General features: G+C 64.7%; 26 protein-coding genes. 13 read left to right on the top strand and 13 right to left on the bottom strand.

Annotated elements, in window-relative coordinates; all coding sequences use genetic code 11:
- Nucleotides 1–29: 29 nt before the first annotated feature.
- From OG905_RS25420 to OG905_RS25435, 4 genes are all read right to left on the bottom strand, one after another.
- Entirely contained in the window at nucleotides 30–716 is a 687-nt protein-coding gene (locus OG905_RS25420) for a DUF4232 domain-containing protein (protein ID WP_328677515.1), read from the bottom strand.
- 210 nt (nucleotides 717–926) lie between these two features.
- Nucleotides 927–1301, bottom strand: coding sequence for a hypothetical protein (locus tag OG905_RS25425; protein ID WP_328677518.1), 375 nt, complete (start codon nucleotides 1299–1301; stop codon nucleotides 927–929).
- Nucleotides 1302–1370: 69 nt separating this feature from the next.
- Entirely contained in the window at nucleotides 1371–1808 is a 438-nt protein-coding gene (locus OG905_RS25430) for a glycine-rich domain-containing protein (protein ID WP_328677521.1), read from the bottom strand.
- A gap of 140 nt (nucleotides 1809–1948) precedes the next feature.
- Nucleotides 1949–2143, bottom strand: coding sequence for a hypothetical protein (locus OG905_RS25435; protein WP_328677522.1), 195 nt, complete (start codon nucleotides 2141–2143; stop codon nucleotides 1949–1951).
- A gap of 344 nt (nucleotides 2144–2487) precedes the next feature.
- On the opposite strand from OG905_RS25435, the gene OG905_RS25440 reads away from it, so the two are divergent.
- The 7 genes from OG905_RS25440 to OG905_RS25470 are packed head-to-tail and all read left to right on the top strand — an operon-like array spanning nucleotide 2488 to nucleotide 5888.
- Nucleotides 2488–2748: a hypothetical protein gene (locus OG905_RS25440; protein WP_328677524.1), complete on the top strand. Its 261-nt coding sequence runs from the start codon at nucleotides 2488–2490 to the stop codon at nucleotides 2746–2748.
- The gene (locus tag OG905_RS25445; RefSeq protein ID WP_328677526.1) at nucleotides 2720–3247 is read left to right on the top strand and encodes a DUF6879 family protein; all 528 of its coding nucleotides are present in this window, start codon (nucleotides 2720–2722) and stop codon (nucleotides 3245–3247) included. The genes OG905_RS25440 and OG905_RS25445 overlap by 29 nt, the downstream gene beginning before the upstream one ends.
- 25 nt (nucleotides 3248–3272) lie before the next feature.
- Nucleotides 3273–4124 carry a helix-turn-helix domain-containing protein gene (locus OG905_RS25450; protein WP_328677527.1) on the top strand — a complete coding sequence of 284 codons (852 nt, stop codon included), beginning with the start codon at nucleotides 3273–3275 and terminating at the stop codon, nucleotides 4122–4124.
- A 58-nt stretch (nucleotides 4125–4182) separates the two neighbouring features.
- Entirely contained in the window at nucleotides 4183–4701 is a 519-nt protein-coding gene (locus OG905_RS25455; protein ID WP_328677528.1) for a DUF6879 family protein, read from the top strand.
- 23 nt (nucleotides 4702–4724) lie between these two features.
- The gene (locus OG905_RS25460; RefSeq protein WP_328677529.1) at nucleotides 4725–5258 is read left to right on the top strand and encodes a DUF6879 family protein; all 534 of its coding nucleotides are present in this window, start codon (nucleotides 4725–4727) and stop codon (nucleotides 5256–5258) included.
- 4 nt (nucleotides 5259–5262) lie between these two features.
- Nucleotides 5263–5616 carry a hypothetical protein gene (locus OG905_RS25465; protein ID WP_328677530.1) on the top strand — a complete coding sequence of 118 codons (354 nt, stop codon included), beginning with the start codon at nucleotides 5263–5265 and terminating at the stop codon, nucleotides 5614–5616.
- Nucleotides 5613–5888 (top strand): hypothetical protein, encoded by a 276-nt coding sequence (locus tag OG905_RS25470; protein ID WP_328677531.1) that lies wholly within the window; start codon nucleotides 5613–5615, stop codon nucleotides 5886–5888. Before OG905_RS25465 ends, OG905_RS25470 begins: the two co-directional genes overlap by 4 nt.
- A 53-nt stretch (nucleotides 5889–5941) precedes the next feature.
- Here the strand turns inward: OG905_RS25470 and OG905_RS25475 are convergent, their stop codons facing one another.
- The 3 genes from OG905_RS25475 to OG905_RS25485 are packed head-to-tail and all read right to left on the bottom strand — an operon-like array spanning nucleotide 5942 to nucleotide 7934.
- Nucleotides 5942–6751 carry an SDR family NAD(P)-dependent oxidoreductase gene (locus OG905_RS25475; protein ID WP_328677532.1) on the bottom strand — a complete coding sequence of 270 codons (810 nt, stop codon included), beginning with the start codon at nucleotides 6749–6751 and terminating at the stop codon, nucleotides 5942–5944.
- 38 nt (nucleotides 6752–6789) lie between these two features.
- Complete coding sequence (locus OG905_RS25480; protein WP_328677534.1) at nucleotides 6790–7257, bottom strand: SgcJ/EcaC family oxidoreductase; 468 nt, start codon at nucleotides 7255–7257, stop codon at nucleotides 6790–6792.
- The gene (locus OG905_RS25485; RefSeq protein WP_328677535.1) at nucleotides 7254–7934 is read right to left on the bottom strand and encodes an SgcJ/EcaC family oxidoreductase; all 681 of its coding nucleotides are present in this window, start codon (nucleotides 7932–7934) and stop codon (nucleotides 7254–7256) included. The genes OG905_RS25480 and OG905_RS25485 overlap by 4 nt, the downstream gene beginning before the upstream one ends.
- 87 nt (nucleotides 7935–8021) lie before the next feature.
- Between OG905_RS25485 and OG905_RS25490 the strand changes: the two genes are divergently transcribed.
- The gene (locus OG905_RS25490; RefSeq protein ID WP_443043987.1) at nucleotides 8022–8489 is read left to right on the top strand and encodes a MarR family winged helix-turn-helix transcriptional regulator; all 468 of its coding nucleotides are present in this window, start codon (nucleotides 8022–8024) and stop codon (nucleotides 8487–8489) included.
- A 207-nt stretch (nucleotides 8490–8696) separates the two neighbouring features.
- Here OG905_RS25490 and OG905_RS25495 read toward each other — a convergent pair whose 3' ends face one another.
- A complete protein-coding gene (locus tag OG905_RS25495) occupies nucleotides 8697–9104 on the bottom strand; it encodes a hypothetical protein (protein WP_328677536.1) in 408 nt (135 codons plus the stop codon).
- Nucleotides 9105–9471: 367 nt separating this feature from the next.
- On the opposite strand from OG905_RS25495, the gene OG905_RS25500 reads away from it, so the two are divergent.
- The 3 genes from OG905_RS25500 (at nucleotide 9472) to OG905_RS25510 (ending at nucleotide 18111) form a co-directional block, all read left to right on the top strand.
- A complete protein-coding gene (locus OG905_RS25500; protein ID WP_328677538.1) occupies nucleotides 9472–11592 on the top strand; it encodes a hypothetical protein in 2121 nt (706 codons plus the stop codon).
- Between the two features lie 221 nt (nucleotides 11593–11813).
- Nucleotides 11814–12557, top strand: a complete 744-nt coding sequence (locus OG905_RS25505) for a hypothetical protein (RefSeq protein ID WP_328677541.1) — start codon at nucleotides 11814–11816, stop codon at nucleotides 12555–12557.
- Nucleotides 12558–12570: 13 nt separating this feature from the next.
- Entirely contained in the window at nucleotides 12571–18111 is a 5541-nt protein-coding gene (locus OG905_RS25510; RefSeq protein WP_328677544.1) for a DEAD/DEAH box helicase, read from the top strand.
- A gap of 58 nt (nucleotides 18112–18169) precedes the next feature.
- Here OG905_RS25510 and OG905_RS25515 read toward each other — a convergent pair whose 3' ends face one another.
- Together OG905_RS25515 and OG905_RS25520 are read right to left on the bottom strand one after the other, a co-directional pair.
- Nucleotides 18170–18379 (bottom strand): DUF397 domain-containing protein, encoded by a 210-nt coding sequence (locus OG905_RS25515; RefSeq protein WP_328677545.1) that lies wholly within the window; start codon nucleotides 18377–18379, stop codon nucleotides 18170–18172.
- Complete coding sequence (locus OG905_RS25520; protein WP_328677547.1) at nucleotides 18360–19226, bottom strand: helix-turn-helix domain-containing protein; 867 nt, start codon at nucleotides 19224–19226, stop codon at nucleotides 18360–18362. The genes OG905_RS25515 and OG905_RS25520 overlap by 20 nt, the downstream gene beginning before the upstream one ends.
- 215 nt (nucleotides 19227–19441) lie before the next feature.
- On the opposite strand from OG905_RS25520, the gene OG905_RS25525 reads away from it, so the two are divergent.
- Both OG905_RS25525 and OG905_RS25530 read left to right on the top strand, forming a co-directional pair.
- Nucleotides 19442–20077 carry an ATP-binding protein gene (locus OG905_RS25525; RefSeq protein ID WP_443043988.1) on the top strand — a complete coding sequence of 212 codons (636 nt, stop codon included), beginning with the start codon at nucleotides 19442–19444 and terminating at the stop codon, nucleotides 20075–20077.
- 466 nt (nucleotides 20078–20543) lie between these two features.
- Nucleotides 20544–21755 (top strand): DNA cytosine methyltransferase, encoded by a 1212-nt coding sequence (locus OG905_RS25530; RefSeq protein ID WP_328677549.1) that lies wholly within the window; start codon nucleotides 20544–20546, stop codon nucleotides 21753–21755.
- On the opposite strand, the gene OG905_RS25535 is transcribed toward OG905_RS25530, so the two are convergent.
- The 3 genes from OG905_RS25535 to OG905_RS25545 are packed head-to-tail and all read right to left on the bottom strand — an operon-like array spanning nucleotide 21690 to nucleotide 24210.
- The gene (locus OG905_RS25535) at nucleotides 21690–22151 is read right to left on the bottom strand and encodes a very short patch repair endonuclease (protein ID WP_328677550.1); all 462 of its coding nucleotides are present in this window, start codon (nucleotides 22149–22151) and stop codon (nucleotides 21690–21692) included. The two genes, OG905_RS25530 and OG905_RS25535, sit on opposite strands and share 66 nt — an antisense overlap.
- On the bottom strand, nucleotides 22144–22761 hold the full coding sequence (locus OG905_RS25540) for a hypothetical protein (RefSeq protein WP_328677551.1): 618 nt from the start codon (nucleotides 22759–22761) through the stop codon (nucleotides 22144–22146). Before OG905_RS25540 ends, OG905_RS25535 begins: the two co-directional genes overlap by 8 nt.
- A 42-nt stretch (nucleotides 22762–22803) precedes the next feature.
- A complete protein-coding gene (locus tag OG905_RS25545; RefSeq protein WP_328677552.1) occupies nucleotides 22804–24210 on the bottom strand; it encodes a PIN-like domain-containing protein in 1407 nt (468 codons plus the stop codon).
- Between the last annotated feature and the right edge of the window lie 45 nt (nucleotides 24211–24255).

Here is a 24255-nt window from a genome sequence, read left to right on the forward strand (position 1 = left end):
CGGCACGCGACGTGCCGCATGCCGCGTGGTCAGGAGGGCTTCGTCGCGGATACGGCGGTGACGGTCACCTTGTTGTCGCACTCGGCCAGAGCGCCGTCCTCCAGGGCGACTTGGTGTGCTCCGGCACCCGGGATGCCCAATACCAGTGTCGGGTAGGTGACGGGCTCGGATCCGGATGCGCAGTAGCCGTCGGCCTCACCCTGGACCTGGACGAACGTCAGCTTCGTCCATGCCTTCCCGGCCGGCGCAACGCGTACCGCGGACGCGGAGCCCGTGGGGGTCACCTTGAGGGGACGGTTACGCTGCGGCGAACCATTGCCCGCACCCGCCACGGTGGGATGGCCCTGGACGACGCACGGCTTGCCGGACACATTGGTGAACTCGACGACCACCGCTCCGATTCCGGTGCCCGGGGGCCGGACGGCGGCCTGGTACATGGACGCTTTGAGGTCCGTCGCAGCACACGTCTTCGCAGTGGGGGACGATGACCCGGCTGACGGGTCCTGGGCCGTCGCAGAGGCGCTCCCCGCAGGTCGCGAAGCGGCAGAAGTCGGCGCGCTGGAGGAGGACCCTCCCGCCTTGGTCGGCACACCCGACGGCGAACCGGCCGCCCCTGCCGCGTCCCCGCCCGGCTGACACCCGGTCATGAGCAGTGTGGCTGCCGACGCGGTGACCATCGCCATCGCGGCTCTGCGGATACCTGTCCCGTACTGCATGAAGCCCCCCGAAGTAGAAGTTCGGGTGCCGGTACCTCACCGACACTCGTGGCCTGAGAGAGCACCTCCGGCTTCCTGGGTTGAGTTGCTTGAGCGTCTGTGACACGACGGTGACACAGCAGGTCGCAGACCGGTTCGGGATCTGCCGTCCCGCTGCATGAGGGACGCGCAACCCGGGCGGGACGGACGGATTGCTTGCCCGAGCCGTTGCTAGATGGCGATACGACCCGTTCGCAGGATGGCGTGGTTGGCGAAGAGCTCGTCCAGGTGGAACTCGCGGTTGAGGTCGGCGGTCCACTCGGCGCCGGGAAGATCGCGGTAGGCGGGTGCCCTGACCATGCGGGCCCGGGTGCACTGCGTGAGGATCCACCGCGCCTGCACCTGTCCGGTGGGCGGGTTGGCGTACATGCTCGCGGCCAGCCGCCACAGGTGATCGCCGGTCGCGTTGTCCGGCTCGACGACTCCGACGACGGCGATGTCGCCGAGGCCGCGGGAGTCGCTGGACTGTGTGGTGTAGGCGACGGTCAGGCCTTCCAGCGGGAAGACGGTGAGGCGGCTGCGGGCGGAGTGAAGGGCCTTGGCCACAGCGGCAGTTCCGTTCCGTGGGGGTGGTGCGCGGCCGCCTGGTCGACGGCCGCGCGGGAGAGTTCCGGGTCAGCAGCCGTCGCCGTCGCCGCAGCAGGCCGGCGGGTTGCACTCCGCGGCCGTGCCCCACAGGTCGTGGTCGACGGCGTAGCCCATCTCCTCGATGGCCTGGACAGTGCGCGTGATGGTGATGCCGTCGCGCAGGCGCTGTCCCCTGAGCGGGCTGTGGTGCAGGAACGTGCCGAAGCGGCGCCGGCAGAAGTCGGCGTACTCGCGGCTGTGCAGGAGGAAGGCGTGCCAGCCGGGATCGACCCTGCGGGACGGAGACAGCGGCACGTCGTTCCGGTGCCCGGCCATGTCGATGAAGGCGAGGGCCTGGTCCATCACGCGTTCGGCCTCCGGCCGGTCCATCTCTTCCTCGAACTCGAGGAAGGTGACGAGCCGTTCGAAGAGTTCGGCGTCGACGAGCCTGCGCCCGGCGGTCTGTTCTGTCGCGAGAGCGGTCATACGATGCTCCTTGGGTGCTTCCTCGGCGCGAGGCCTTCCCTCGCGCCGTCGTGCACTCGGGCCCCTCGGGGCCCGTCACCGCCTCGGTCGGGGTTTCCTGGCCGGAGTCGTCGGCCGAGGCGGGGCTCATCGGTCGAGGCCTACGGGCAGCACGGACCCGCGTACACCTCGATGTCGAGGACGTGGACGCCTTCCCGGCCGCGCGCTGTGCCGACACTGCGTGCGCCGACGGTCAGCGGCTCGCCGCACCAGACGCAGGCACGCCCCGCGTACTGCTCCCAGCTCAGATCTCCGGCTGCGGGCAGCGGGCGCGCGTCGGTTGTGGGCGCGGTCACCGGGCGGCCTGGCAGCGGGGGCAGGCGCACGGCGGGAAGGCGAGCGAATCGGGGAGGCGTTCGGGGTTGCCTATCGGGACCGACAGCCTCCGGACCTCCCACCGACGGAGTGAGGTTGCGTCCACCCGGTACACCTTGATGGTCATCACGGGCAGTCCCCCGTCGAGTCGTTAAGCGGCGATGCTTCGACCGTAGGGATCCGGCGTGCCCATCCTCTACGGATGTGCAGATGTGTGCATGCGCGCCCACCTGTGCAGCGCAGTGACTACTTCGCGCCCTTGACCCGATACTCCGCCACAGCGAAGGTGGTGCACACAACTGCACAGCCATTGACGGAGGCTGACATGGCATTAGTGTTCATCGGGATCGATCCCAACACCGACGACCTGGAGAGCCCCACGGTCTGGGTCGACGAGGAGAAGCAGGAACTCGTCTTCCAGGGCTGGAAGCCGAGTCCGGAACTTGAAGCGGAGTGCGCGGCCGCGGAAATCCCCGGACACGCGAAAGGCATCCCGGACCATGAGGCAGTTATCCGGATCCCCGCCAGGATGGTGAACATGATCAGGGAGGCGTGCGATGTCGTCGAGCGTTCCGACATTCGATGAGCTGATCCACAGCTGCACCCGTTCCGCCGTGCACCTGGAGATGCGTGACTCATACGCAGTCGACAACGAAAAGGGGCGGATCGCCGCGTGGAAGGACGGGTTTCGCCATGATCCGGCGGATCGTGCGTCGTGGTGGCGGCCGTGGCTCGACCTCATGTCCGAGACGGTGTCACGCGGTGTCGTCGTGCGACGAGCCCGCATCGTCTCCGAGCCGGTGACCGAGTACATCCGCTACGAACACTCTGGCACGTTCACCAACGTGGCGGCCGGGGAACAGGTCCGCTGGCTACCACGCCGTCAGGCGTCGGATATTGCCCTCCCGGGAAATGACTTCTGGCTCTTCGACGAACACTGGATCCACTGGAACCACTTCGCTGGCGACGGCTCATCCATGGGGCCGGAGATCAGCGAAGACCCGGCCGCTGCGAAGCTGTGCGCCGACGCCTTCGAGGCCGTATGGTCGCGCGCCGTCCCACACGTTCAGTACGAGATCCACTAGCAGGAAGCATCTGACAGTCCGGCTCATGCCCATCTCACCGTCGTCGTCCGCGCAGGCTGCCCGCGAATTGGTCGCGCGGCGATTGCGTGATCTGCGCAAGGCCTCAGGTTTGACGGTCACGGAGCTGGCCGACCGGTGCGGCTGGCACCACGCGAAGACGTCCCGCATCGAGAACGCTCGCACTGCACCATCAGCCAAAGACATACGGCTGTGGTGCGGTGCTTGCGGTGACGTCGATCAGGCGGACGATCTCATTGCCCAGTCCCTCAACGCAGAGTCTATGTACAGCGAGTGGCGCCACCAGGTCCGGAGCGGGCTGAAGCAGCTGCAGGACACACGGGTTCAGTTCTTCCACGAGACCCAGCTGTTTCGTGTCTACTCCTCGACGCTCGTTCCGGGGCTGTTGCAGACCGAGGGCTACGCGGCTGCACTGCTGAGCAACATCGCCGAATTCCGCGAGATCCCCAACGATGGGGCCGAGGCGGCGTCTGCCCGGGTCCATCGGTCCCGGGTCATCCACGAGCCGGGCCATCGGTTCGTCCTCCTCGTCGAAGAAGCCGCGCTGTACTACCGCCTCGGGGAGTCGGAAGCGATGGCCGCCCAACTGGGCTACCTCCTGACGGCCGGCGCACTGCCAGCCGTGTCGCTCGGAGTGATCCCGATGACCACCGCGGAACGGAAGCACTGGCCGATCGAAACGTTTCACGTGTACGACGACAGGCTCGTGTCGGTGGAGCTGCTCTCCGCCCGTGTCACGGTCACGCAGCCTTCTGAGGTCGCCCTGTATCTGAAGGCGTTCGAGGAGCTGCGGAGGATGGCCGTTTACGGGCAGGCGGCACGGGCGCTGATCGTGAAGGCTATCGACGCTCTGAATTGACTCGGGGACGCAGGAACGCGTCCCCCGCGCATGGCGCACATCCCGAAGGAGGCAAGCGATGCCGTCGAAATCCCCGACATTCGACGACCTACTGGCCGGAGCCAAGAGGTCGGCCGTTCATCTGGAGATGCGCGACACCTACTACAGCAATCCTCGCTTCGAGGCCTGGCGAGAGGGGCACCGCGTCGACTGGAACGACCGCGCCTCGTGGTGGAGCCCCTTCCACGAGAACATCGCCGACGCGGTCGCCCGCGGGGTGACGGTCCGGCGAGCCCGGGTTGTCTCCGAGCCGGTAACTGAGTACATCCGCTGGGAGCACAACGTCACCCACGCCAACGTGACCGCAGGCGAGCAGGTGCGCTGGCTGCCGCGCCGGAATGCGTCGGATCTGCTGCTGCCGGGCAACGACTTCTGGGTCTTCGACGACACCGTGGTGAAGATCCACCACTTCTCCGGCAACGGTGACTCCATCGAGGACGAGATCCTCAGCGATCCAAAGTTGATTGGGTTGTGCGTCTCCGGTTTCGAACGCATCTGGGAGCGAGCTATCCCGCATGATCAGTACGAGATCCGCTAGCCCCATGTTCGAGGAGGCAAGTGATGCCACAGAACGAGCTGCGCTTCAACGACCTACTTGAAGCCGCGCAGCACTCCGCTGTCCACTTGGAAATGCGCGACGAGTACGGAGTTGGCGACGAGGCAGACGACTTCACGCAGTGGCGAGAGACCGGAAAGCGGGACGGAGACCCCAGCTCCGCCTATTGGGCACCGTGGGTCGACCTGATCTCCCGCGCGAGGGGCCGTGGTGTCGCGGTGCGACGGGTACGCATCGTGTCCGAACCGGTCACCGACTACATCCGATACGAGCACGCTGGGACTCAGGTCAACGTGTATGCGGGCGAGCAGGTGCGCTGGCTGCCACGCCACGGGGCTGTCGACCTGATGCTTCCAGGTTGCGATCTTTGGATCTTCGATGGGGAACAGGTGCTGTTCAACCACTTCACAGGCCGAGGGGATTGGGCCTCACCGCCGCTCGAACTACGCACCGAGCCAGCCATTGTCAGGCAGTGCTCGGACGCCTTCGAAGTGGTTTGGGAGCGAGCTATCCCGCATGATCAGTACGAGATCCGGTAGCAGCGTGAATCCTGTGATTGATGTCCTGGCAGCTTCTGAAGTCGACCGTTTGGAAGATCTCTGGGGGCAGTTGCTGGCGCATCACAGTCAAAAGGCGCCACATCTTGGGGAGTTGGATGCTGTGGGCTCTTCCGAGGAGCCCCGGCGTCTGCGGCGTGGGCAGTACGTTGAATGGCTGCGGGAGCCCCTGACCACAGTGCTGCGTGTCCTCGACGCCCCAGGGGCCGCCTGGCAGTGGAGCGATCAGATCGGCGTGCTGGAAACGCTGGAGGCCGATGACGATGCTCGCGGCGCCGAAGTCGGGCAGGCCCTTGTCGGGGCCGCCCGCGGTCAGAGAGACACGGAGCGTCCCGGATGACCGATACCAAGTCCCCCCGCACCGCCACCGAAGGCACGTGGGCCCTGCCTCTTCTGGTGCTTGCGCCGCTGGCGGCGATCAGACTCACCACGGAGCCTTCCACACCGTGGCTGGCTATTTCCTGGGTCCTCTGCGCCCTGTCCGCCCTTTTGGTGGCAGCCGGATGGACAACGGCCTTCCGTCACGGGACGCGCGGGCCCGCGGCATGGGGCACGTGCATTCTTCTGCACGCCGTGCTGGCCTGGCAGCTGATTGCCCTTGTTGGGCAATAGGGCTCACCGACGAAATGTGGTGTGCGAGGTGAGGCGCTGATCCACGCTCCGGGTCAGTGCGGGTGCGCGTCGTGGCTGGGTTTCCGGCCGTTGCCGAGCATGCCGAGGACGACTCTGCGCGGCAGGTTGCGCGCTGCCGTGGCGAAGAGTGCGTTCTTCTTTCCGGAGATGACGGTGGGCCGTTTGCGGTGCCGTAGAGCGGTCAGGGCTGCTGCCACGACCTGTTCCGGGGTCTGCACCAAGCCGGCGGGTACGTCCTCGCCGGTGTGCGGCTGGGATTCCGTGGCTGTCATGCCGGGGCACAGGCTCATCACGTAGACGCCCCGGTCCTTGTGTTCGTACCAAAGTGACTCGGAGAACGAGGTCACGAACGCCTTGGTGGCGCTGTAGACGCTCAGATTCGGCACAGGCGCGAACGCCAGGGTGGAGGACACGTTCAGCAGTGCGTCGCCTGGTTCGGCCTGAGACAGGAAGAGGTGCGCGAGGGTGACCAGCGCCTCGCAGTTCAGGTGCATCATCGCGAGAGTCCGAGGGAGCGGGCCTGCTGCGAAGGCGCCCGTCACCGCGGTGCCGGCGTTGTTGACGAGCAGGTGGACGCGTTGGTTCGCGAGTACGTCGACGACCTGCTGCCGGCCGACGGCGGTCGCGAGGTCCGCTGCCAAGTGTTCGTGGTCCGGACCCAGTTCGCCTGTCAGTAACCGCAGCCTGTCCGGGTCGCGGGCCACGGCGATCACCCGGTACCCGGTCGCTGCCAGTTGACGGGCGAACTCCCGGCCGATCCCCGCGCTCGCTCCGGTCACCAGCGCGGTCCGTTGCTGCGGCCTCGGCCGGTCCGCCCTCCTCTGCGGCCTTGGGTCGGCCATGACGGTAGTCCTCTTGCTGGATGGGTGCGGGGCGCAGTTCACTGCGCGGCAGGCCTGGTCGCGGGCTGGAGCCTGAACGAGACGGCCTCCATCAGGCGCCTGCGCCGGGTCTTCTGGACGGCGGCGATCCGCCAGCGGCCGTCCTCCCCACGGACGACGGTGTACGTCGCGAGTTTGCCGAGCTTCTTCGGTCGGCCCTTGTGCACGTCGCCGCGGGTGACGACAACGGCGGTGTCGGAGCCGTAGAGGCGGATGTCGATGATCTCGACGGTCAGCCGCGTTCCTTTCAGGAAGCTGTCGAACAGGGCCTGGTGGGCGCGGCCGATGTCCTGGCCCCCGTGGTACACCGTGCCGGCGAAGGTCACATCGGTGGCGTCCCCGGTGAACTGTTCGCCGTAGGCGGCTCCGTCGCCGCGGTTCCAGGCGGCGCAGCTTTGCTCGAGGAGCGCACGGATCGCGCTGTGGTCGGGGCCGCGGCTGTGGTCCGCGGGGGTGTTCGTGGTCACTTCTCGGCCTCCGGCTTGGTCTTGGGGGAGAACAGGAACGAGATGCGCTCCATGACGCGCTGGCGCTGGGTGTTGTGGAAGGCGGCGATCCGCCACTGGTGGTCGGCTTGGCGGATCAGTGTGTAGGTCTGGGTCTTGGACAGGTCAGTCGGCTTCTTGCGGGCGCAGGTGTAGGTGTCGCCGCGACTGGTGACCACGGCGGTGTCGGGGCCGTAGAAGCGGATGCCGAGGAACGAGTCGGCGAGCTTGGTGTCCTTGAGGAACCCGCCGAACAGGGCGCGGTGGCCCTCCGTGATGTCGCGCCGTCCCTGGTAGTGGGTGCCCACGTAGCTGGTGTAGGTGGCGTCCGGGGTGAAGTGCTCGCCGTACGCGGTGGCGTCGCCCTTGGCCCATGAGTCGGTCAGCGAGCGCAGCGTGCGGCAGACGGCCCGGTGGTCCTCGGCGGTCGATGTCCCGGCTGCCGAGGCTGTGACGACGGGTGTGAGTGCGGTGCAGTCGCTCACCCCGAGGTTCTGCACGTCGGCCGTGGCGTCGAGCCACAGGTATCCGGCGCCGGCGGCCGCGACCAGTGTCAGTGCGGTGGCGCCCAGGACGATCTTGACGCGGCGGCGGTGAGGCGTGCGGGACGGTGCCGGGCCGGTGATCGGATCGGGCGACATGGTGCTGATGGCAGTCATGGTTCCCCTCGTGGTAACTTCTCCAGAGAAGTTACTTCTTCGAAGATTTCTCTTCTTTGAGGAAGAGATTAGGGAGTGGGGGAGTCCGTGTCAACGCCAGCCATGCGACCCGACGCGAGCCAGATCTACCGCCAGTACCTGAGTGCGGTGATGCTGCACGGCCACGCGAGCGCCCGAGCCTGTGACCTGGGCGCCACCGACCTCTACGCGCTGAACATCCTGCAGCTGGCGGGGGCGATGACCCCCGGTGAGCTAGGCGCTCGCACCGGCCTGACGACCGGGCCGACCACCCGCCTGATCGACCGACTGGAGCGGGCGGGCTACGTCCGCCGCGCGCCCGATCGCGGCGACCGGCGCAAGGTCATCGTTGAGCCGGTCAGCCGGCCCGCCGACCTCGACCACGTCATGGCCCCCGCCCGGCAGAAGATCGGCGAGATCCTCGGCGGGTACTCGCCCGAGCAGCTCGACGTCCTTTTCGACTACTTCGCCCGCGCAGCCCAGGCCTACCGGGAAGCAGCCGAGCAACTGCGCGCCAATGGCACCGCGGACAGCTGAACCCCGCGCCCTGGGTGGTGCGGTCGATCTGCCCGGCCACAGAGTCGTACTCGACGGCGGTGGCGCTCGGTGAACTCGCCCTCTGCGTAGGCGCGACCGCACGGGTCTCCTGCCGTCCCGCAGTGGCTCGATCACGCAGCTTGGGGCCGGGTGTTCGGTCCAGATGCGGCCCACCTGCGAGTTGAGTGTCCGACGAGGTCCGTCGCCCTACGGCTTCGACGGTACGACCGGCGCGGGCAGGTCCAAGGCGCGGGCGAGCGCGACGGTGACCGAGGTGGCGTGGTTGGGCAGGTGCTGTGCGGCCCAATCGGCAGCCAGCCCGAGGAAGTCGGCCAGGTCGCGCTCCGCTCCGACGAGCAGGTGGCGCAGCTCGGCGACGCGTAGCTCGATCACCGGGCTGTCGTCCTGCTCGGCGTCGACGGTCAATCGGAGCGTGTCGCCGAGGCGTTCGGCGAGCGGGGAGGGGGCATGGCCAAAGAAGGCCCCGCCGTCGCCTTCGACGACCTCTAGCCAGTCGCGCCGCTGCTCCAGCCCGTTGCAACAGCCGGGCAGCAAGGTAATGCCAGTGGCGGTGTCGGTGACCCGCAGGCCTCCGGGTGAGAGGGGGCCGTCCATGGTGAGCAGTCCGTGCAGGAACGCCCCGACTCCCGCGCGGCCTCCCGAGCCATTGTCAGGCAGTGCGTGTACGCCTTCGAGGTGGTCTGGGAGCGGGCCATCCCGCACGGTGAGTACGAGATCCGCTAGCAAGCGCGAGACAGGGGCTGACTGCGGTGAGCCCAGGAGTGCCTAGCCGAGTCGCTGATCAACCAGGCTCCACAAACTCCCGGTCTGATGTGGGGTTTTGGCGCATCTGTGGACGCATTGATGAAGACTTAACGGATGATAGGCATATCCGTGTGCTCCAGGCATGCAGCGCAGTGCTGCCTGGCGCGGTGGTATGCCTTCTCGAGCCCAAGCGACGTGTGGGATGCGGAGGAGTGATGTGACCGGTGGACTGAAGGGAGTGGCCTACGAGCAGTGGCAGACCACGCTTGAACGGGAGTTCTTCGGGCCGCACATGGCCGGCCACGCAGTGGTCTTCTACGTCGACGAAACTGCGGAGAGCACGCTCATGCATGGCAGCGGCCTGCTGGTTGAACTGGCTGACGCGGTAAGCGCGGAGCTCCACTGGGACCGGCCTCCTGAGATGTTCAGTCGGCTGCAGTGGCGGTGCCGTCACTGGGCGAGCGGGGACCAGAGTGATGCCCCGCCGGTTCTGCCGGTCCTCGCGGTTAGCGTGCTGGCAGCTTCCAAAATGGCCACGCAGGGGGATATTTCGTCTTCCAACTATTACGAGCGCCTGGCCGAGGTGTTCAGCGTCGGACCGCGTGAACGGGACAACCTGCGTTCCCACTTCAGGCCAGTTGCGGACATGTGGGAGTTGCTGGACACCTGGCTCATGACGAGAGGTGGCGAACGAGGCCACAGCACCGTTTCCGGGGACAGTCACTTGACCCGCATCGGATACCCCATCTCGCAGGCCCTGCTGCGTGAGCAAGATCGACGCATCCTAACTGCCTTCTTCGCGTCGACTGGCGTCAAACCCGGGAGTCCAGATGAATTCCCAGGCCAGGAGATCATCAGGCGCTTGAGACTCTGGACCGCGTCGCACGGGCACGGACTGTCGCGCCCACTCCTCAAGGTTCTGCACAGAGCTGGCGCCGCGCCAGAAGCGGCAGACAAGCGTCTGGTGCTGGCTGAGCTGCTCGAACGTCTCGTCGAGCACTGGGACGGCACACTGTACGAGCGTGGTCTCCGGGCGCGTCGGGTGTCTTCGCTGCGGCTTGTCCTTACGAAGCGGGCCCGTCAGCTCCACTGGGCGGCTGAGGCGGTACCTGGAATCCGGACGGCTTCAGTACGCCGCGACGGCTCAAGTGCGCACTGCTACGAGTTGTCGGATCCGTACGGCGGCTTCTACACAGGCCTCGAAGAACTTGACGTCAGCGCCCATCAGCTGACGCATGGACTTGTCCTCGACAATGAGGACCTCTACCTGGCGTGGGCACCCCAGTCGATTGTCTTCTTCGTTGAGGACGAGTACAGCGGCGATCTCGTCAGCGTCGGCACGTTCAGCCCTGGAGAGCCTCACACCCTCCTGGTCGCGAATAGTCAACTCGATGACGTGCGGTCAGTGCTGCGAGAGGTCGCCGACGATGAGCGGGTCGACGTGCGTAAAGCGCCTCTTGCCGGCTGGACGCTGATCAGAAACGTGGACCTGAAGGTTGCGGTTACTCCGGCGGCTCTGCTTAAGGGGGGTATGCCGCAAGCTGCGCACTTCGTGCCATCGACGCGCCGGGGTATCCGGTTCACGGGTGGCTTACGGATCGGCACGGAGCTTGGTCACCACCACTATCTCCAGGGGGGCATCCCTGACTGGCTGTTGCCGCGAGACATATCGCAAGGGGAAGTCACGCAGCAGGTGACGCTGAGCGGCGAAGACGGCAGTTACATCCATGACTTCCCGTTGCAGAAGGTACTCAGACCCTTTCCAGCGAGGCTCATGCCGCTCGATGACGGAACCTACCAAGTGACCACGCCGGATCAGGGCACGGCGACCTTCACCGTCTCCTCGGCACTGTGCGAGCGGGAGGCTGCAAGTGCCGGCAGCATTGCGCATCGCTGTGGAGCGTCCGCAGCGGCCGACGCGGCGAGCGTGAGACCCGAGGAGCGCGCGATCAGGGGCGCGAACGTACCTGAGCAGCTGACACTGCCGAAGACCCTGATGATCCCGCGGCGGGTGAAGGAGCTTGTGCTCATCGGCGCGAAGGGGGAGCCACTGCCGATGGATCTTCCTGATATCCCGGACTGGATGAGCGAGCGACTCCCGGGGGAGGCATACGGCTACTGCGCCGAGGTGACCATCCCTGATGGCTACATCTGGCTGATCCAACGCTGGCAGCACCGCACAACGGTGAGGAGGTTGGACCCGGGTGGGTCGGCATCTAAGCCAACCCCAGCAGCTGACGACATGGAATGGGCGGAAACGGTGCTGTCCGCAGCCTCAGCAGCAGCCGGACCTTTGTGGGACGCGTATGTCACAGCAGCGAGGGAGGTGCTGACGTGACCCGGCCACCACCTACCGACGTTGGCGGACTGCTGCTGCGGTGGGTCAGCGAGCTGGGCTCGGGTCAGGTTACTGACCTGAAGCGAGGCATCACTTGGCTGGCTCGCAGCGAGAACCTTCCCATTTCGTATGGTGCGGCGGGCCGGTGGGTCAGGGACTGCCAGGCGTTGGGCCACATCGATGTTGACTGGCCGTCTGGCCGATGGAGCGTGGCCCCAGGCGTGCTCACCAGGCTGCCGTCGGCCAGTGGCTTTGCCGCGCTCGTGGGGAGCCGCACAACCCGATTCGAAGAACGGGTAATGCGGGCAGAGTGCGACGACATCGAGTTGGTCAGAGTTCCCAGCTCGCTCCCTACGACCGATATCCCGGTGCCGGATACGTGGCTGGTGCAGTTCGAAGATTCCGCAAGGCTCGCAGAGACCGCGGCGAGGCTGGGAGTTGAGTACTCCAACTGCTTCGCCATCCAGGCCGCGGCATGGCTGCCCCCACTCGAACCCGGTTCCCTGGCAGCGGCGCCAGCCTCCGGTACCGCTGTGGAGAGATACGACTTGGAACTCGAGCCGTCAGTATTTGTGCCGACCCAGCGCTGGGAAGAAGACGGACTCTACCGCTTCAGGCGTGCCGACCACCGTGTTGTGTGTCAAATTCTCCACGAAGGCACATGGAAATCCGTATCGCTCGAGCGCGGTGTCTACCTAGAGCTGGATCGGCTGGGAGTTGAGCCCCGGAAGAATCTTCGCTGGTTCCAGGAGGAGGGGAAGGGGAGGGAGCGTTTTGGCCGATTGATTGTCGACTGGGGGAAACCTCTGCCGGATCTCCAGCGGCGCATTGCTGTCATGTGTACAGCGCTGCCACCTGAATTCGGTTCGAAATGCAGGACGATCACCTATCGCAATGTTCCTCGCGCCGTTGCCGAGCGCATTGCTATATCGCTCAAGCAAGAGCTTGGTGACAGGAACGACTAGGAGGAGCTTTCGAGTGTCCGGAGACGGTAACAACCTTGATATTAATGGGTCGTTTGAGCAACTGCGTGATGCACTGTTCCGCTACTACGACACTCCCTTTGGGCTGGCGAATCTGCAGCTCATGCGAGAGCGCCGCGATCTCCTTGACAGGGATGGAGGCGCCTGGCGGAGGCCGCTAATTGAGATCCGCCCGCATTACAAGTCCTGCGGAATGGACATCGCCGGGTCGGTGGCAGCGGCAGGAGCACCCGGAGAGCTTGCTGAGCTGATTAGCTCTGGGCTGATGGAAGGCATCGAGACGATGCACTCCCACCAGCACCAGTCCCTGGTGGCCGCTGTACGCGACGGCAAGGACGTAGTCATCACTGCTGGAACCGGTTCCGGCAAGACCGAATCATTCATGGCACCTGTCATGGCTGAGCTGGTACGAGAGTCCGAAGCCTGGGTGAACGGGACACCGGCGAATCCGGGGAAGTGGTGGTCGGGCGCTGGCGGCTCGTATGTTCCACAGCGACGCGGCGAGACTGGACACAAAGCAGCGGTGCGCGCGCTGGTGTTGTATCCGATGAACGCGCTGGTTGACGACCAGATGATGCGACTGCGCAAGGCCCTCGACAGCGATGCGGCGCGGCAGTGGGCTAATAAGTACCGCAACGGTCATCGGTTCTACTTCGGAAGGTACACAGGAGCTACCCCGGTGACCGGGGAGTCGAGGAACAAGCAGGCAGTCACGAAGCTCGGCACCCTGCTACGGGAAACCGAGAGGCGGTCGAACCGTGCCAGGGAGATTGCGGGCGAGGGCGGCGAGCAGTATTTCGTGCCGCGCGTGGACGGCGCCGAGATGCGGTCCCGATGGGACATGATTGACTCTCCGCCGGACATTATGATCACCAATTACTCGATGCTGAACATCATGCTCCAGCGGCCTGAAGAGGACGCGATTTTCGAGCAGACCCGGAAACGGCTGCGCGATGACCCGACAGCGAAGTTCACGCTGATCGTCGACGAACTCCACATGTACCGGGGTACGGCCGGCACTGAGGTCGCGTACCTTCTGCGCAACCTGCGCCACCGGCTGGGGATCGATGAGCGGCCGGAACAGTTCAGAGTGCTTGCTGCATCCGCCTCATTGGACCCGCAGCGTGACGGTGGATTTTTGGAGGAATTCTTCGGAGTTCCGCAGGACCGCTTTGAGGTGCTGGGCGGTGAACTCGATCTCCCGATGGCGGATACTGCCAACATCTCAAAGCATGCGGAGAGGCTGAGCAGGGTCGGTGAGTATCCATCCCCTGCGGAGACTGCCGAGGTGCTACGGGAAACCGCCGCGCACCGAGCTCTGGTAACGGCTCTCTATGACGGTAAAAAACTTGTCGCGCGACTGGACAGCGATGCTGCCGACATCCTCTTCCCGGAAGTGGATGAACAGTCAAGGGCAAGGGCCTTTCGTGGCCTCCTCACCGCTTTGAGGACCGCAGATGAACAAGTGACAGGGCTGCTCCCCAAACTGCGCGGCCACCTCTTCTTCAGGAACATCCCCGGAATCTGGGCTTGCTCGGATCCAGACTGCTCCGGAGTTGAGCGCATGGAGGGCGATGACCGGACGGTCGGCAAGCTATTCGCACGTCCGACTTCCCGGTGCAGTAGCTGCGCCTCCCGCGTCCTGGAACTGCTCTACTGCCAGAACTGCGGTGACGTGATGCTCGGCGGTTACGCTCCAGCTTCGGCGATCACGGCCAAGAGCTTTGAGGGTGGACTGCTGCCCGACGTGCCAGATCTGGAGGCACAGGCTGAAGGCGCGTCGCTGGGAGCGAGTGCGGCGAACTACATCGTGTACTGGCCGCGCACGCAGGAGCCTGTGATTGACGCCCCCGACTGTGCGTGGAGGAGCTCCTCTGAGGGCGGCGTACGGAGTGCCGAATTCAAGTTCAAGCGCAGCAAATTCAGCCCGCGTACAGGGCATCTGGCCAACTCCCGTGACCGGAGCGAGGCTACGGGTTGGTCATTTCACGTGACGGTCCCCCAGTCGCGAAAGAAGCAGCAGGCTCTCCGCCTGGAGCAGCTGCCCGCTGCCCCCACTCGGTGCCCTGCCTGCGGCGACGACTGGGAGACGCCCAGGATCAGGTCCGAAGTGCTTAGCTTGGGCGACAGGCGGCGGATGAGGACCCCTATACGTCCAATGCGTACTGGTTTCGAAAAGATCAACCAGGTTCTCACGACCAGCGTGCTGTCCGGGTTGGACCAGAAGAAGGCGGTTATCTTCTCGGACAGTCGCCAGGATGCCGCCAAAATCTCAGCCGGCCTTGGGCTTCGCCACTACCAGGACCTGCTCAGGCTGCTACTCGCTGAGCAGGTGGGCGGACAGGGCAGCCCCGCCGACGACGCAGAGCTTGTGCGGAAGTACTTCAAGCGTGAGGCAACCGTCGACACGCAAACTGCCACCGATGCGCTCGCTCGTATGCGCTCACGCGACAAAGACGCCGTGGTCGCACTCAGGGAGATCTGGAATGCAGACCCGATCGACGGAGTTCCTGACCCGGTTCGTGAGGCGGAGCTCCTAGCCCATCTCGGCAAGTATCTAAGCCTGAAGGCCCACTCAGTAGAGATCGAGGAGGCTCTTCTCACCCTCGGGGTGAACCCCGGCGGCCCCAAGGAAAGTCTGGAGCGGGTGGCGTGGCAGAGGGGGTCACCTGACCTATCCTGGGCTTCCCTGTACGACTGGAGCAGGAAGCCCGTGGATCCGAGGTTCGGGCTCGAGGGGCGCCAGGAGAATCTCCTGAGGAGCATTCAGGAGTCGCTCCGCAGCGAGATGCTCGGAGGCCTTTTCGGCAGCGCCGGAAGGGACTTCGAGTCGCTGGGCCTCGGCTGGCTGAGCCTCGCGTCGGACACTTCTCCTGTTGGTGCTGATACCTCGTCGGACATTGCGCTTGTGCGGGCCAGCCTTCGTGTTCTCGGCCACCTCCGCCGCTTTCAGGAACTGCGGGACGGGCGGGCTGAGCCGCCCGCACCTTTGCGGATCTTCTGGGAGGCTGTCGCCGCGGATCTAGGCCAGGATCCGGAGGATGTACGCCGCAGAGCTGAGCGAGCCTGGGGCGACGCCGTAGTCGATTACGTCATCAATCCAGAGAAGGTCAGTCTTCGGCCCGCTGGCCCGCACATGTGGGTCTGCGCGAAGTGCAAGCGTAAGCACTTGCACAGGGGAGTCGGTCTCTGCACGAAGCCCAAGTGCGGGCGCCTGCTCTCGTCGGAGCCGATACTAGTGAGCAGGGCGGATGACGACTACTACGCCTGGCAGGCGTCCGAGGGCAACGGCAGGTTCCGCCTTAATTGTGCAGAGCTGACTGGCCAGACGGATCGGCTTGACGCCCAGGCACGGCAGGCCCGCTTCCAGGAGATCTTCCTTGAGGGCACAGAAACCAAGGGGCCCGACAGCGTCGATGTTCTCTCCGTGACCACGACCATGGAAGCCGGCGTAGACATTGGCTCGTTGGCCATCGTGCTCATGGCCAACATGCCGCCTACCCGCTTCAATTACCAGCAGCGTGTAGGCCGTGCCGGACGTCGTGCCGCGCCGGTGGCGCTTGCGCTGACCGTTTGCCGAGGCCGTAGCCACGACGAGCACTACTTCCAGGCACCGGAGCGGATCACTAACGACGAGACGCCCGAGCCGTACCTCTCGACGGACATGCGTGACATCTATCAGCGCGTTCTCGCTGCTGAAGTTCTCCGCCGAGCCTTCGCGGCGGTCGGCGGTGCCGCAGCAGATGGGCAGGAACTCGACCTGACACGCAATGTGCATGGGCAGTTCGGCACCGTTGCTGACTGGGGTCGGGTACGCAAGGCCATCAGTGTCTGGATCGACGGACACCACCAAGTCATCGCAGGGATCGCCCGCGCATTGGCGGCCCATACCCAGGAACCGGAGAAGGCACAGGATGCCTGCCACTGGGTCCGGAGCAGCTTCGTCAGCGAGATCGATGAAGTCGCTGATGCCGGACATGGCCACGGAGATCTCAGCCAGCGGCTGGCCGAAGGGGGCCTGCTGCCGATGTTCGGCTTCCCCACCAGTGTCCGGTACCTCTACACGCGCAGGCCCAGCCGGGCCTACCCATGGCCGCCCGCCGGTGCAGTCGACAGGGGGCTGCCCATTGCGGTATCGCAGTTTGCGCCGGGCGCAGAGACGGTGAAGGACGGAGCGGTATATACGTCTGTTGGTGTCGTGAACTTTCGCCCTGCGGGACTCGATGCACAAGCTGTCCGCGATCCGATGGGTCCCGCGCGGCACATCGGAATCTGCCGCGCGTGCTCCCATGTGGAGGAAGGGATCACGCCGACGGTGTCGACGGAAAACGATGAGCCGTTGTCCTGCCCCGCGTGCACCTCAGCCGAGGGTGCGTACACGCATGTCGAGCTCCGTGAACCTGAAGGCTTTTTCGCACCCCCTAAGTGGCCCTACAAGCGCGACTTCGACGGGAACTTCTCCTGGCGGGCCCGCTCGCTCGCCCCCAGGACCGGCGCGAACCTCGAGACCGAAGCGCGTGAACGCAACGTCGGCCCAGAGAGTATCGCTGTCCATGCCGGCAAGGGACGCAGGTACGCTGTGAACGATAACGGCGGCAGCCTCTTCAGGCTCGCCCCCGTCCTGGCCACCAACATGTGGTCTGGCGCCTACGCCGAGCTTGGCGCGATCGAGCGGTCACCACTGATTAAGGTGCACGAGGACCAGGCGATCAGCGTGGCGCTCGGTGCCACCCAGCGGACTGATCTGTTTCTCTTCGGCCCGCGTGAGCCCGTCTTCCGCGAATACGGATACCGGCTCGACCTGTCGCCCGTGCCGCATGTCAATGGCTTCCCCGACGACCGTACGGGCCGTAAGGCAGCCTGGTACTCGCTGGCAGCCCTGCTGCGGAAGTCCGCTGGGGTGCTGCTCGACATCCAGCCGTCTGAGATTGCCGCCGGGATCCATGGCGCGGTGACCAAGGACGTTGGAGCCAGGGTCTTCGCTTTCCTCTCCGACACCCTCGACAACGGTGCCGGCTACTGCACGCACCTCGCGGAGCCAGACACGTTCGGCCAGTTGATGGCGGTCACCGATGCCATGCTGGCAAAGCTCAGGGAAGGCAGCCACGGAAGTGAGTGCAGGGGCTCCTGCTACGACTGTCTGCGCGACTACACGAACATGGCCTACCACCCGCTTCTCGACTGGCGGTTGGCCGCCGACCTGCTGAAAATCATGCGTGGCGACAGGCTTGACCTGGACCGCCAGAACGCAACCATCTTGCTGACGAACTGGGCCGCCGACACGGAAGAGGCGGGGGCGGTGATGGAGCTTGAGAGCCACCCGGTGGTGCTCTTCGATGGGCGGGTCGCGGTTGCCGTGAAGAACCCCTTCGAGATGGTTGGCGAGCATCTGGAGAGCAATAGGATTATGAAGTTCGGCGACGAGATTGCTCAGCAGGGATGGGACGTTGAGGAGGTCGTCTTTGTTGACGACTTCCTGCTGGAGCGGGTGCCTTCACGGTTCACTGTCCAGCTGCGTGACTTCCTGGACCAGTAGCTGGCCCATCCAGAGTGCCCTACTGCAGCCTTGGCTGCAGCAGGGCTGCCTCGGTGGGTCAGCCGAGCTGTCCCTTCTGCACAGCGCTGATGAACCCGGTCCATGCTGCGGCTTGCACCCGTAGCTGCTGCCCGCGCAGCTGCTTGCTGTCGCGCACGGCTGTGCTGCCTTCGATGAAGGCCGTTTCCACGCACTCGGTCTCATTGCCGCCGCTGTACGTCGACTTGAACCAGGCGGAGTTTGGAATCTCAGTGCTCGCTCGTCGCATCCTTCAGGTCCTCCTTGGCACGGCTGATCAGCTCCCGTGATGCCTCGATGTCCAACGCTTGTGCGCGCAGGTATTCGAACGCAAGCCGGTAGCGGTTCAGTTCCGCCTCCTTCTCCATGAAGACGGAGCCGATGTGAAGGTCGACGTACACCACATCAAGGGAGGGCTCGGCGCCGCCGAGGATGACGAAACTGCCGAGGGCTGCGCAGTGTGCGCCAAGGGCGAAGGGCAGGACCTGAAGTGTGATGTTTCCTGACCTGCCGACGGAGAGCAGATGGCTGAGTTGCTCATGCATGATCTCGGGGGAGCCCATGACGCGGCGGATGACGGATTCATCGAGGATGGCCCAGAGGTGAGGGGCCTTGGGGCGGGTGAGGATCTCCTGGCGCCGCATGCGGATATCCACAAGGCGTTCGATCTCTTCAGGCGATCGGCGCATCTCGTTGGCCTGCTGTAGCGCGGTGGTGTAACTCCGGGTCTGGAGCAGGCCAGGTACGTACACACAGGAGAAGTGGTCCTCGCGCACAGCCTCGTCTTCGAGGGTGAGCATCAGGTTCATCGTCTCCGGGATGTGGTCAGCAAATGAGCTCCACCACCCCTGCTGCTTCGCATCCTTGGCAAGAGCGACAATGGCCGTGCGCTCAGAGCCACTTGCTCCGTACTCACGGCAAAGAGCATCGACCACCAGCCATTTGACCGGCCCCTCGGTCGTCTCGTACCGGCTGACCGTGGCTTTGGAGACCCCAACGAGCTGACCGGCTTCCTCCAGAGTCATCCCCTTGCGGGCACGCAGCTTGCGTAGCGTTGCGCCGAGGTGGCGTCGGCGGGTCGTGGCCCTCGCTGGCATGTGGGTTCCTTCCAGTCCGGCCGGAACACTGACCGGCTGCCCCAATGAGGCTAGATGGGGGCCGAGTTGACGTACTACCAGATTCACTCGATCCATTCGCGTGAGAAGTTACACAGTGAGACTTCTCGATGTCATACTCGCACCGAGCGCTACGCAGTGCAGTCGTACGGATACGGCAGGCGCAGCACTGATGTGGCCAGGGAGGGAGTACCGGCATGACTAGTCGCGGCAACGCTCAGACTCCACACCGATACGTGATTCCGTTCAGGGCGTACCCCGACGTGTTGTCCAGCCTCCGGCGGGCCGTGAGGGCGGAGCTGCGCCCCTGGGGCCTGGCAGGTCTAGCGGATGAGACTGAGCTCGTAGTGACCGAGCTCGCGACAAACGTGGTCAAACACGTGGGCACGGGAAGTGCTGCCACCCTCGTCCTCGAGCTGCACGCTGCCTGTATCCGCGTGGAAATCCACGACACGAGCTACAAGGTTCCGGTCCTCGCTGAGGAGGGGTGGCCGTCGGAGTGTGGCCGCGGCCTCCACTTGCTGTCCGCGATGGCGCGCGACTGGGGCACCCTCGTGACGGCATCGGGGAAGGCGGTCTGGTGCGAGCTTTCGGTCGCCGGAGACGGTGCGTGCACTCGTATTCAGCGAGCTAATGCGGTCCTCGGCGACTACCGGGAGCTGGCCGGACCGGCGGTCGCGCCGTTGCTCAGCTGCCCGCGAGCCTACGAGGAGACAGCGGTCAGTCTGATCGCTGACCTGCTTCATTGGCTGGCTGCCCAGGGGGCTGTCCCTGACGATGTGCTTGACCGAGCGCAACTGAAATACGAAGCCGAGCTGGATGCTGCCGCGTGAACACCGAGGTGGTGGCCGGGCCCGTCCTGGCCGGAGCGGGTCGTGCTGTCTCGGCCCCCAGGAGTGCACGGGTGAGCCAGGGTTCTCCGGAGCGGGCCTCGCGGCAAGTGTGTTGCCACCGGAATTCACGACCGCCCAGTCTGGTCTGGCGACGACGGGATACTGGGCTGCTCGAGTTTCTCGACGTGCGAGATTCTGCGGTCCAGTGCGAGCGGTCGCCCCTGCGGAGTGCTCGACGGCTGTTGCACAGCCTGCACACAGGCTGGCAGCAGCTGGCCAAGGGGCCGTGCAGGCTCACGCGTCGCGGGCAATATCGTAGGCGTGTCCGCTGTCACGTGTGGGTCGGTCGGGGCGCGATGATGTGTGACGCAAACTTGGAGGCGGTCGCGTTGTCAGTGGGGTCTGTCACCCTCTGTGATGACTGGTGCCAATCGGCACCAGTCGGGCACGTCTGGAAGGAGGGTGCATGACCAGCACCGAGAGGAAGTTCACCTCGGTTGAGATTTGCGCTGGGGCGGGTGGGCAGGCGCTAGGCTTGCACAATGCGCTGTTCAAGCATCTCGCGCTGATCGAGATCGACCCCAATGCGATCGCCACCCTCGAGAAGAACGTGCAGGGCAACGCGGAGTGGGCGGGCTGTGAAGTGCTTCAGGCTGACCTCACGAAGGTCAAGCCGGAGGAGTTGAGCAAGAGACTGCAGCTGGATCCTGGAGATCTGGATCTATTGGCCGGCGGGGTCCCATGTCCGCCGTTCTCCGTCGCCGGGAAGCAGCTGGGGCCGGACGATGAGAGGGACTTGTTCCCGGACATGCTCAAGCTTGTCCAAGAGCTGGAGCCCAAGGTCGTAATGATCGAGAACGTCCGGGGGCTGCTGGAGCCTGAGGAGAAGTTCCGCGAGTATCGCAGGTCGATCCTGGGGGAACTCGAGTCCCTGGGCTACGGGAAGTGCTACTGGGACGTCCTGGAAGCCAAGGACTATGGGGTCCCGCAGCTCCGTCCGCGCGCCATCCTCGTGGCGATGAAGAAGGCGTACGTTCCGTTTTTTCCGACTCGGAAGCCGAAGGCGCTCCCCCTGGTGACAGTCGCGGCGGCGCTGGAGGACTCCATGCGCGAACGCTTTAAAGACGTCGACGACCCGCGGGCCGACGAGAGGCTTGAGCGGTGGCTGGAGATGGCGTCGAGAGGCGTTGCCCCCACACTCGTCGGTGGCTCAAAGAAGCATGGCGGCGCGGACCTCGGCCCGACGCGGGCCAAGAAGGCCTGGGAATACCTGGGTGTGTGCGGGCTCGGTGTTGCGAACAAGCCGGAGGACATGGAGCGCCTGAATAGCAAGGAGCGTGATCTCTTTGCGGCTGCGGGCCCTAAGCTCACGGTGACCCAGGCGGCACTTATCCAGGGATTCCCGAAGGAATGGGAATTCACGGGCAAGAAGACCGCAGCGTACCGGCAGGTGGGGAACGCCTTCCCGCCGCCGGTCGCTCAGGCGGTGGGCGAGCAGATCAGGGAAGCACTCGAGGCGGCCATGAAGGCCGGGGTCAAGGCGCCGGTGCGGCAGGAGCGGGCCAAGGTCGGGGAGCTGAACAGCGGAGAGCTGTTTAGCATGGCCGATCTGTCAGCCCCCGTCATTCCGGAGCCGACTGACCGTCGCAGCGATCGTGAGGGCGCAGTCGTCGGGTGACTCGTGCTCCCAGAATCGGAGCACGGTCCACCCGGCCGCGCGGAGGCGCTGGTCAGTGTCAAGGTCACGGGCCATATTGCGCGTGACCTTGCCCGACCAGTAGCTGGGGTTGGTCTTGGGCGGGACGTAGTGCTCGGGGCAACCGTGCCAGTAACAGCCGTCGATGAAGACCGCGACCTTCGATGGGCGGAAGACCAAGTCGGCCGTCCGGCGAAGATCGGGTAGCGGCCTGGCCGCTACCCGATAGCGCAGACCTTGCGCGTGAACGAGTCGTCGGATCAAACGCTCAGGCGCCGTGTCCCGGCTGCGGATAGCCTGCATGTTCCGGCGACGGGCAGCCGAAGAGGCCCAGGAACCTGGCGGCGGCTCCCAGTCGCTGCCACTGCTGCTACCCATCCTTTGGAATGCCCGCCCTCTCGAGAATCCGCTGCTTTTCACCCGTGGTGAGTGCCTTGCTCCGTCGGACCTTGTTTCTCACTATAGCGGGAATCATGCCGAAGTCTATTTCGAGAGAACGAAGTTCGTAGACATTGATTCCTTCCAGCTCGTACCAAGCGAGGTCGAATCCGAGCTCGCGCAGCTCACGGGCTCTCCGCTCGGTGTGCACATCGTCTGCAGTCACAATGCGCAGCATTGCTGAAGGTACCGGTTGCGCCAAGTTCTCTTGAAGTAAGGAGAAGAGGCGCTCGTGAGTCTTGCTGCCATATGGACTCTTGAGAAGATTCGCCGGAACGATGTCTACATAACGAGCAGTCATCTCCTTCTGAATTTCTGTATGCAGTGCCCGGAACTTCTGGTTCTCAGGCGGCAGGTGCATCAGCATTCGGGACTGTATAGCTCGCGCGGTGATGTCCTTGGCGTACGTGTAGGCCTCGAACAGCGACTGAGGGTTCCCCGGGTCTGGATTCACTTGATCTGTAATCTCCGAAAGGAGGTTCTTCAAGGCATGCCGTGCATCCGGCTGGAGCTGGCGCCACAGATCCTCAGGCGACTGCTGACTGGTCACGGGGTGACTCCGTTCTTCAGGTGGGCGTGGTTCACGGCCTGGCTATTGATCGTCTGTCCGCTCGAAGTCCAGCTGTCGGGCGGCAAGCTGCTGAAGGATTTGCCTGTCGTGGCGCGACGCACTTGTGACGGTCTGAGCAAACCAAGGCGCTATCCACGATGAACTCCGGTAGGGCCATTCACCCAGGTGGAGACGGCGTCCGGGCAGCCACGTAGGAGCCGGCTGTATCGCCGAGCGAGTCGCCGGTGCTACGGCCACGTCTGGTTCGTCGTCGAAGCGCGGGCGCCGGCCCAGCTGTGCGGTGACGCCGATCAGCCACCAGGTGAACAGCAGGCGAGAAGCCGCGTCATTGATGTTGTCCAGAAGGGATTCATCCAGGACTGCAGCATCGAATGCCGCTGCGATAAGTTCTTGCCCTGGCTGAACATGGACGGCTTCCTGCTCTGAGATCACAACCTCGACGAGATGCTTGGCTGCGCGGTCGATCTCTGCATAGGTCTCGTCGGCGATCTCCGCGTCCAGAAAGCGGTTCACGCCTCGGTAGAACTCACCTGGTGTCTCGATCCGCAGTTCGGCCGCCGTGCGCGTCCTCAACTCGCTTGCCAGAGAAGGCCAAGGACGGGAACTCAAGCCGTTGCCGGCTGGCTGGTACCAGTCGTCCTTCGTGTCATTGGAGACGAACAGCAAATGGGAGCGCTCTGGCGAGTCCGCCATATGCCCGATCGTCTCCTCCCAGAGGAGGAAGTCACCGGACGAGGAGAGTGGTGTCCCTTTTCCTTCGTCAGCGAAGCCTGGCGGGATGCGGTTAGGGAACCTGTACGACGAGGCTTCATCAACGCGCCGCCGGAGCTCGGCAGGATCGGGTGGCTCGGCGATCTTGTCGCCGAATAGTGCAGCCACTTGGGAGAGTACGGGGTCACCCCTGTTCACGGATGAAATGGCAAGGTCGTACTCCTTGAGCCTTTGGACGTGATTGCCGAGGGCTTTGCTCCACTCACCATGCAGCGCCCTAACGGCCTCATCGGAGATCTCAGATTCAAGTGCTTCCTTGGCCGTGGCGTCCTGTGCATACTTGATCAACAAGTCTTGGACAAGCTTCCGCGCGTCCACAATCGCCGTGCGTGCCTCTCCGAGCTTCTTCTGGAGAGCTTTGGAGGCATCTTCCAGGGCCTTCTTCCTGCCGATGATGATGCGATGGCGGTTCTGGACAAACTCGAGCCCGACCTGATGTGGGAGCCACAACCGATGCTGCACACTCCGGAGGGCTCCCATGACCTGTTCACGGGCAACAGGTGTGTATTCATAGAGGCTCAGCAGCACGTTGGTATCAAGTACGACGGTCCCCTGCCTGAAGAACTGTTCCCGTTCAGGTCCGTCCTCGGACGGGCTGTTCTGAATCCAGTCCCGGTACTGCCTGATCAGCGGGTACTCGCCGTCCGGGCCGTCCACTGGTCAACTCCTCTGCGTAGAAGGGGGATCGCTGGAGTGGATGAT

Source organism: Streptomyces sp. NBC_00322 (assembly GCF_036147535.1).
Taxonomy (GTDB): Bacteria; Actinomycetota; Actinomycetes; order Streptomycetales; family Streptomycetaceae; genus Streptomyces.